General features: G+C 65.6%; 9 protein-coding genes. 3 read left to right on the forward strand and 6 right to left on the reverse strand.

What is annotated here, in order from left to right:
* Positions 1–50: 50 nt before the first annotated feature.
* The 5 genes from Q0082_RS16890 to Q0082_RS16910 form a co-directional block, all read right to left on the reverse strand.
* Positions 51–371 carry a UrcA family protein gene (locus tag Q0082_RS16890; protein ID WP_298194777.1) on the reverse strand — a complete coding sequence of 107 codons (321 nt, stop codon included), beginning with the start codon at positions 369–371 and terminating at the stop codon, positions 51–53.
* Positions 372–638: 267 nt separating this feature from the next.
* On the reverse strand, positions 639–1,082 hold the full coding sequence (locus Q0082_RS16895; RefSeq protein ID WP_298194778.1) for a hypothetical protein: 444 nt from the start codon (positions 1,080–1,082) through the stop codon (positions 639–641).
* A 321-nt stretch (positions 1,083–1,403) separates the two neighbouring features.
* Entirely contained in the window at positions 1,404–2,927 is a 1,524-nt protein-coding gene (locus Q0082_RS16900; RefSeq protein WP_298194779.1) for a DHA2 family efflux MFS transporter permease subunit, read from the reverse strand.
* A 1-nt stretch (position 2,928) separates the two neighbouring features.
* A complete protein-coding gene (locus tag Q0082_RS16905) occupies positions 2,929–4,092 on the reverse strand; it encodes an HlyD family efflux transporter periplasmic adaptor subunit (RefSeq protein WP_298194780.1) in 1,164 nt (387 codons plus the stop codon).
* A gap of 11 nt (positions 4,093–4,103) precedes the next feature.
* Positions 4,104–5,540 (reverse strand): efflux transporter outer membrane subunit, encoded by a 1,437-nt coding sequence (locus Q0082_RS16910; protein ID WP_298194781.1) that lies wholly within the window; start codon positions 5,538–5,540, stop codon positions 4,104–4,106.
* A 102-nt stretch (positions 5,541–5,642) separates the two neighbouring features.
* Here Q0082_RS16910 and Q0082_RS16915 point away from each other — a divergent pair, with 102 nt between their 5' ends.
* The 3 genes from Q0082_RS16915 (at position 5,643) to fghA (ending at position 7,657) form a co-directional block, all read left to right on the forward strand.
* Complete coding sequence (locus Q0082_RS16915) at positions 5,643–6,296, forward strand: TetR/AcrR family transcriptional regulator (RefSeq protein WP_298194782.1); 654 nt, start codon at positions 5,643–5,645, stop codon at positions 6,294–6,296.
* Between the two features lie 116 nt (positions 6,297–6,412).
* Entirely contained in the window at positions 6,413–6,787 is a 375-nt protein-coding gene (locus tag Q0082_RS16920; RefSeq protein WP_298194783.1) for a VOC family protein, read from the forward strand.
* Positions 6,788–6,799: 12 nt separating this feature from the next.
* A complete protein-coding gene (fghA, locus tag Q0082_RS16925) occupies positions 6,800–7,657 on the forward strand; it encodes an S-formylglutathione hydrolase (RefSeq protein ID WP_298194784.1) in 858 nt (285 codons plus the stop codon).
* 116 nt (positions 7,658–7,773) lie between these two features.
* Here the strand turns inward: fghA and nusB are convergent, their stop codons facing one another.
* On the reverse strand, positions 7,774–8,226 hold the full coding sequence (gene nusB, locus Q0082_RS16930) for a transcription antitermination factor NusB (RefSeq protein ID WP_298194785.1): 453 nt from the start codon (positions 8,224–8,226) through the stop codon (positions 7,774–7,776).
* Between the last annotated feature and the right edge of the window lie 60 nt (positions 8,227–8,286).

The raw sequence follows: 8,286 nt of genomic DNA on the forward strand, positions 1-8,286 counted from the left end.
AGCGTGATGCTCCCGGCCCTTGCTGACCGATGTGGCGATGTGGGGTGTGCTCAGCGCTGAGCTAGCACCTTGTCCTCGCGGGGCCGTGCGACCGCCAGCGCGCTGTTGCGGGCCTTGGTGCGGCACACGGCGATAGCGCGGCGCTCTTCGATGCCGATCGAACCCGTGGCCGTGCCGCAGACGCGGTTCACGGCGCTGGTGATACGGGCGTCGAGAGTCGACTGGCCTTCATCCGACGCGAGATTGAGATCGGAGGTGTGAACCACCGCGACCTTCGTTTCCATGCCGTTCGCAGGAGCGGCGGTTGCCAGCGTCGGCGCGAGGGCCGAGGCAAGGACGAAAGCGGAAGCGAAGAAGATCCTGTTTGTCATTTTTTGCTCTCCTGTCGGTTTCGGCGCCGCCCCCCCTGGGGTCACGGGGGAAGTCCCCGTCCGGTGCCGATGAGCCTGTTCTAGGGAGCGTGCGTCAGCCGGGCCGCGAACCCAGCGTCAATCCTGCGTCAAAAACGTGACGACGCGGGGCTGCAATGCGTTTGACGGAGCTGACGCGGGCGGCGTCCACGGCCCGGCCGCAGAAGAAAACGGCCCAGCCTTCGAGAAGGCCGGGCCGTTTCCGGTGTTCGCTTGGAAGGGAGCCGATCAGCCGCCGGGGCTGTCGTTACCCTCGCTCGAACCGATGATCGCGCCGACACCACCACCAAGTGCTGCTGCACCCAGGATGAACCCAAGATTGGGATGATAGCCGACCTTGGGGGGCGGCGGAGGCGGCGACGGCGGCGGAGGCGGGGGCGGAGGCGGCGGAGGGGGCGGCGGCGGAGGCGGCGGGGGAGGCGGCGGCGGCGGCGGCGGAGCCGGCGTCGTCGTCGTGGTCACCACCGTCTTGGTCTTGGGCAGATAGCCGGCCGACCGCTTGCGCTTACCCTTGCGGGCCACGCCTTTCTTCTTCCAGGTCTTCTTGTGCACCTTGTGCTTCTTGGCCGGTGCGCCAGCATCGGCGTAGACCATCACAGGGGCGGCAATCAGCGATGCTGCGGCAATTGCGCACATCGCGCGGGCAATAAAGCCAGCCGGGGGGTTAGCCATCTTTGTACTCCACAGAAAAGCGGCGCCTCGCAAGTGGCGAAGGAAACTCAGCGAATGTTTTTATTGGACCCCGATCCACGTATGGACCCTCAGGAAGAGTACGTATCATACCTAATGTGCGTTCGCAAAGTGCGAATGTTGCACTGGCTCGCATTTGCAGTAGGTGTTTGAATTAATTTGTAAAAATGTGTTCAATCTCGAACTGATTTGGCTTTGTGACTGTTGTGAGACGATTTTGTTGCCTGAGTAGTGCTGAGGCAGAGATGCACGGTCACACGCTACCGATTCTGATTTAAAGTAGTAATTTCAAGTATTTGATGGTTAATGAGTCGCGCTGAGATCGACGTCTGCGCGCGGTCTTGGCGCCAGCCAGACGAGCAACGCTGCAAGTGCGAACAAGCCGGTGCAGCCCCAGAAAATCGCATTGGTGGCTAGGGTTACGCTTTCCGTCTGGACGATTCGCTCCAGAACGAGCCGTCCCTGATCGGCACTGAAGCCCGCTGATTCCGGGAGCGGATGGACGAGGCCGGCGAGGTCCTCATGCGCCAGCTTTGCTTCGCGCTCCCACAGCGTTGTCGCGAGCGAGGTAGCAAAGGCCCCTGCCAGTGTGCGCATGAAGTTCTGCAACCCGGCGGCGGAAGCGGTCTGGTCGGGCCGCACCGAACCCAGCGCCAGCGACGTCGTGCCGATGAAGAAGAACGGCATGCCAAGCCCTTGAAGGAACTGCGGCAGCGAGATCGTGAAGAAGTCCATCTGCGTTACCCAGCCGGTGCGCAGCAGCGACATCAGGCCGAGCCAGACGATCCCGAAGGTAATCAGCCGGCGCACATCGAAACGCGCCATCATCCCCGCCGCGACCGGCGACATCACCACAGCCAACACGCCGACAAAGGCCGTGGCATAGCCGGCGTAAGTCGCCGTGTAGCCGAGGTTCGTCTGCAGAAAGAGCGGGATCACCACGATCGCCGAGAAGAACCCGGCGTAGGCAATGCTCTGCGACGCGACCGCTGCGCTGTAGCCGCGCGAGGCAAAGACCGAGAGATCGACCACCGGATTGGCCTCGGTCAGCTCCCAGATGAGGAACGCGGCAAAGCCGATCACGGCAATTACTGCGAGCGTGCAGATAAACGGGCTCGCGAACCAGTCGGCGTTGCGGCCCTCATCGAGCAGGATCTGCAGCGCTCCGACCCAGATCACCAGCAGTACGAGGCCGACATAGTCGATCGGCCGCTTCACTGTCGGCGTTTCAAACCGCAGCAGATAGCGCAGCGCGAACACGGTGCAGAAGGCGACCACCGGCAGATTGATGAAGAAGATCCAGTGCCAGCTCAGGTTGTCGGAGATCGTGCCGCCGAAAATCGGGCCAAGGATCGGCGCGACGACGACTGTCATGCTCCACAGGCCCAGCGCCATGCCAACTTTCTCGGGCGGGAAGATGCGCGTCATCAGGGTCTGCGACATCGGCATGATCGGCCCGCCGCTGAGGCCCTGGAAGATGCGGAACACGATCAGCGCCTCGAGGCTGCGCGAAAGGCCGCAAAGCAGCGAGAACAGCGCAAAGCCGATGATCGCGGTGAGAAATACCCGCACCGCACCGAACCGCGCGGCGAGCCAGCCGGAGAGCGGCACGCAGATCGCCTCGGCCACGGCATAGGAGGTGATCACCCAGGTCCCTTGCGAGGGCGATACCGCAAGGCTCCCGGCGATATGCGGCACCGAGACGTTGGCGATGGTGATATCGAGCACCACCACGAAATTGGCGAGCGCAAGGCTGAGCGCGGCGAGCAGCAGCTGCCAGCCTTTCAGCTCCGGCGCCTTTACCGCCAGCGCGGGCGCGCCGCTCACCTCACTTCGCTCCGGTGTCGATCGTCGCGGACATCGAAAGACCGACGCGCAGCGGGTGCTCCTTGAGCTCCTTCGGCTCGAGCGCGATTCGGACGGGGAGGCGCTGCACCACCTTGATCCAGTTGCCGGTCGCGTTCTGTGCCGGGATCAGCGCTTGCGCCGAGCCGGTGCTGCCCGAGAAGCCGACGACGCGGCCGCGATAGACGACGCCCGAGCCATAGAGGTCCGAAGTCAGCTCGACCGGCTGGCCGGGCGCAACGCGGCGTAGCTGGCCTTCCTTGAAGTTTGCATCGACGTGGGCTTCGCCCAGCGGAACCACGGTCATCAGGACAGTCCCCGCAGCGACGCGCTGGCCGACCTGCACGGCGCGCTGGGTGACGATGCCATCAACGGGCGCGCGGATCACGGTGCGCGCTAGATCGAGCTTTGCCCGGTCGAGGCGTGCCTTGGCAGCGAGTACATCGGGGTTGTCGGTGACGGGTGTACCGCCGACCAGCGCGGCGTTGGCGTTCGATTGCCCTTGCGCCGATCCGCGCGCGGCGCGCGCCTGCGCAAGATCCGCTTCGGCTACGGCGAGCTGGCCTTGCGCCGCCGCAAAGGCATTGCGCGCGCTCGAAAGTTCCTCGCCGGAAACTGCGCCGCCCGAAACCAGTGCTTCGCGGCGGGTCAGATCGAGCCGGGCGCGGGCAAGGTTGGCAGCGGCAACACCGACGAGCGCCTGCTTGCGGCGGATATCGGCATCGGTGGCCTGAACCTGCGCGGCCAGCGCGGTGCCTGTTTCGACCGTCTGGTTCACGCGGCGCAGCGCCTGCGCGACCGCGGCTTCCGCTTCGGCGACGGCAATGCGCGCGTCCGCCGGATCGAGCTCCAGCAGCACATCGCCTTTCCTCACCTGCATGGTATCGACCGCGGCGACGCGGATCACTGTTCCCGGCGCCAGTGCGGTGACGGGGGCGATCTCGGCGGCGACATAGGCATTATCGGTTTCGACGTAGCGGCCGGCGAACAGCCACTCGTAGCCACCAAAGGCAAGCGCGGCAGCGAACACGACGCCGCCCAGAATGGCAAAGCCGCGCTTGCGCTTGGCGGTGGCTTCATCGGCGGGGGCGGGAGGCGCCAGGGTTGCGGTTTCTTCGAGCATGATCTGGGGGTCGCGGTCAGCCATCGGGTGCTCTTTCATGAGGCTTTGGAGCCATATCCGCCGCCAAGCGCGCGGATCAGCTCGACATTGAGGGTCAGCGCACGCGCATCGAGCGCGGCGACAAGCTGGCGGTTGCGCAGAAGTGCATCCTGCGCCGTCAGCACGGAAAGGTAGGGCGAAAGGCCGCCCTCATAGCGGCGCCGCGCGATGCCGTAGGCCTCTTCCGAGGCAGCGAGCGCGGCATGCGCTTCGACCTGCCGTGCACCGAGCGCGCGCTGCGAGGCGGCGGCATCGGCGACTTCATTGAGCGCGCGGACCAGCACCGCATCGTACTGCGCGACAGCTTCGTCGTAATCGGCGCGCGAGGCGCGGTACTGGCCCTCGATCCGTCCGCCCGAGAAGATAGGCAGGCTGATGGCCGCGCCCGCCTGCGCGATATCCGATCCCTTTGCGGTCAGGTTGCCAAGGCCGAACGACTGGAGGCCGGCGAAGGCGAGCAGATTGACGTTGGGGTAGAACCCGGCCCGCGCGACCGCGATCCGGGCTGCTGCCGCTTCCGCGCGCAGCCGTGCCGCGACGATATCCGCGCGGCGCCCGATCAGATCGAGCGCAAGATTGGCTGGCAGCGGCGCGGCGGGGAGGGCGCGCGGGGCGGGCAGGGCAATCGCGGCGCCGCGCTCCGGTCCAGCGCCCAGCAGTGCGGCAAGGCGGTTGCGGGTGAGCGCGATCGCCTCGTCGGTTGCGGCAAGATCGGCGCGGGCAAGGGGCACGCCGGCATCGGCCTGGCGCTGCTCGCCGCGGGTATCGAGCCCGCTGGCCACGCGACGGGTGACAAGAGCTGCCACTTCCTCCCGCTGTTTCACGGCGGCCAGGTCCACCTCGCGCTGCGCGGCGAGGCGCGCGAGATCGGCATAAGCGGCGGCAACCGACGTCGCCAGCGCCAGACGGGCTGCACGCGCTTCAATCGCAGCGGCTTCGCGTTCCGAGGTCGCAGCGCGCAGCGCGGCGCGGTTCTTGCCGAAGAAGTCGAGCTCGTACGCCAGATCGAGACTGACGCGCCCCGTGTCGTTGAGCCCCTTGGGCACGAACTGGGCGGGAAAGCCGTTGTTGTAGCTTTGCTTGACTTCGTTGACCTGCCCGTTGGCGGTGAGCGAAGGCAGCAGCCCGGCTCCGGCGCTCTGCGCATAGGCGGCCGCCTTGCGTGCGCGGGCATCGGCGGCGGCGAGCGTGGGCGATCCGGCAAGCGCTTCCTCGATCAGTGCGGCAAGCTGCGGATCGCCATAGTCCTTCCACCAGCCATCGCCGGGCCAGGCGCCGGGAGCAGCCTCGGCAGATGCGGGGACAGTGCCCAGCGTGGCAGGATCACGCAACGCGGGTCGCGTGCCGAGATCAGGCATGGTCGCACAGCCGGCGAGTGCAGCGCAGCCAGCCAGAAGGACGGCTTGGCGCAGCGCCTGCGGGACGTGCTTCAAACGAAAACCCGGATACATTGATGACACCATAATGACAGTACGGTTCGGTCACTAACGAGATGAAGGCTTGCGTCCCCCGAGTCAAGTGAATAAGTGTACGGAATGGTCACTAGTACGACATTGGCCAAGGGCAGGCTGGGGCGGCAAAGCCCTGATGAACGGCGGGAAAACATCCTTGCCGTGGCTGCGGAGGCTTTTGCCCTTGAGGGCTATGGCATCACATCGATGTCGACGATTGCCGCCCGGCTGGGCGGATCGAAGGCGACGCTCTACAAATACTTCACCTCGAAGGAAGAGCTGTTCCAGGCGGTGATGCAGCGCAAGTGCGAGGCGGTGATCGGCCCGCTCGAGGAACTGGCGGATACGTCACGCGATCCGGCCACGCTGCTGTTCGCCTTCGGCAAGATATTCCTCAGCCGGCTGTGCCAACCCGATGCGCTGGACATCCATCGTACCGTTCACGGTGAAGGGCAGCGCTTTCCCGAAGTGGCGCGCACGTTCTTCGCGTATGGCCCGGAGGCGGCCTATTCAGTGCTTGTGCCGGCCTTCGCCCGGTTTCATGAGGAGGGGCAAATCGATTGCCCCGATCCGCGCCTCGCGGCCGAGCAGTTCCTCGCCATGGTGCGCGGCGATCTCCACCTGCGCGTGTCGAGCGGCCTGATCCCCCCGCCGGAAGAGGCCGAGATCGAGCGGCAGGTCAGCCATGCCGTCGGCATTTTCGTGCGCGGCATTTCGCGGCGTGACCGCCCCGATTGAATTCCATCGCAAGGGCCCGCTGGCCCCTTGACCGCATCCCCTCTGCGCGGGCACACCGCACCTGCGCTGTCCTCGACCAGAAGATGGACGCAAGGCTGACTACAAGAGGAGAGGCCATGTTTTCGCACGTCATGCTCGGCAGCAATGATATCGAGCGCTCGAAGAAGTTCTATGACGCCACGTTTGCGGCATTCGGCGGCAAGCCCGGGGTGGTCGATCCCAAAGGCCGCCTGATCTATGCGCACAATGGCGCCATGTTCCTCCTGACCACGCCGATCAACGGCGAACCGGCCACGTGCGCCAACGGCGGCACGATCGGTTTTGCGATGACGCCCGAGCAGGCCGATGCCTGGCACGCGGCAGGCTGCGCCAATGGCGGCACGGCTTGCGAAGATCCGCCGGGGCCGCGCGAAGGCTCGCCGTTCTACCTTGCCTATCTGCGTGATCCGGATGGCAACAAGCTGTGCGCACTGCACGTGATCGGCAGCTGAGGCAGACTGACGATGGCGCCTGATTCCACGTTCGAGACCGTTTCGACCAGCAAGGCCCACGGCGGCACGCTCGGCGTCCATCGGCACCAGTCTACCGCGACGGGGACGGGAATGACCTTTTCGGTCTTCCTGCCCCCGCAGGCGGAAAGCGGTGCGAAGCTTCCGGTTCTTTTCTACCTCTCGGGGCTCACCTGCACCCACGCCAATGTGACCGACAAGGGCGAATACCGCCGCGCCTGCGCGGAGCACGGCATCGTCTTCGTCGCCCCCGATACCAGCCCGCGCGGCGAAGGCGTGGCGGATGATCCGGAAGGCGCTTACGATTTCGGTCTGGGTGCCGGCTTCTACGTCAACGCCACCGAGGAGCCCTTCGCGGCGCACTACCGCATGTGGGACTATGCGGCGCACGAACTCCCCGCACTGATCGAGGACCATTTTCCGATCGATCCGGCGCGCATGGGTATCACCGGCCATTCGATGGGCGGCCACGGCGCGCTCACCATCGGCCTGACGTTTCCGGACAAGTTCAAGTCACTCTCCGCCTTCGCACCGATCGTTGCGCCGGGGCAGGTGCCGTGGGGCCACAAGGCGCTCGGCGGCTATCTCGGGCAGGACCGCGCCGCGTGGCGCGCACATGATGCGACCGCGCTGGTGGAAGACGGCAAGCGCCCTGCCGGCGACATTCTGGTCGATCAGGGTGCGGCAGACGGCTTCCTTGCCGAGCAACTGCGCCCGGAACTGTTCGAGGCTGCGTGCAAGGCGGCAGGCGTGGACCTGACGCTGCGCCTGCAGGATGGCTACGACCACAGCTACAACTTCATCTCGACCTTCATGGACGATCACATCCGCTGGCACGCCGAGCGGCTTTAACGCCCATCACTTCGTCGTTGCGCGCGTGGCGAAGCAATTCAGAGCGTCACGCGAACCGCTCTGGATTGCTTCGCCACGCGCGCAATGATGAAATGTCCGCTCCTGGGAACGGGCTTCTACTTCGCCCGCACGTCCTTCGCGACCGCATCGAGCAGTCCGTTGACGAACTTCGTTTCGCGCGCGTCGAAGAAGGCGTGGGCGACGTCGAGGTACTCGCCGATCACGGTGCCGACGTTGATATCGGCGCGGGCCATGAGCTCGTAGGCGCCTGCACGCAGGATCTGGAGCATCGTGCGATCAAGCCGCGCGATCGACCAGCCATCGGCAAGGCGGCGCGTCAGTGCGGCGTCGATCTCGTCACGCCGCGCAGCGACCCCGCGCACGACGTCGTCGAAGAAGGCGACATCGGCTTCGAGGTACTGGTCGTCCTCGATCTCCGCGCCAAGGCGGTGCATGTGGAACTCGTCCAGCAGCAGGTGCAGCTGGGGCTTTTCCATCTCGAGCTGGTAAAGCGCCTGCACGGCGGCAAGCCGCGCGGCAGATCGATTGGGGGCCTTCGAGCGGGTCATATTCCAAGCCTCAATTCGATCGAGCGGGCATGTGCGGCAAGCCCTTCCGCTTCGGCCAGC

Source organism: Novosphingobium sp. (assembly GCF_027489515.1).
In the GTDB taxonomy this organism is placed as follows: domain Bacteria; phylum Pseudomonadota; class Alphaproteobacteria; order Sphingomonadales; family Sphingomonadaceae; genus Novosphingobium.

Excerpts from the sequence above, each read along its gene's own strand:
- Q0082_RS16890 (WP_298194777.1), bottom strand. The coding sequence starts at position 371 with ATGACAAACAGGATCTTCTTCGCTTCCGCTTTCGTCCTTGCCTCGGCC.
- Q0082_RS16895 (WP_298194778.1), bottom strand. The coding sequence starts at position 1,082 with ATGGCTAACCCCCCGGCTGGCTTTATTGCCCGCGCGATGTGCGCAATT.
- Q0082_RS16905 (WP_298194780.1), bottom strand. The coding sequence starts at position 4,092 with ATGGCTGACCGCGACCCCCAGATCATGCTCGAAGAAACCGCAACCCTG.
- Q0082_RS16915 (WP_298194782.1), top strand. The coding sequence starts at position 5,643 with ATGGTCACTAGTACGACATTGGCCAAGGGCAGGCTGGGGCGGCAAAGC.
- Q0082_RS16920 (WP_298194783.1), top strand. The coding sequence starts at position 6,413 with ATGTTTTCGCACGTCATGCTCGGCAGCAATGATATCGAGCGCTCGAAG.
- fghA (WP_298194784.1), top strand. The coding sequence starts at position 6,800 with ATGGCGCCTGATTCCACGTTCGAGACCGTTTCGACCAGCAAGGCCCAC.
- nusB (WP_298194785.1), bottom strand. The coding sequence starts at position 8,226 with ATGACCCGCTCGAAGGCCCCCAATCGATCTGCCGCGCGGCTTGCCGCC.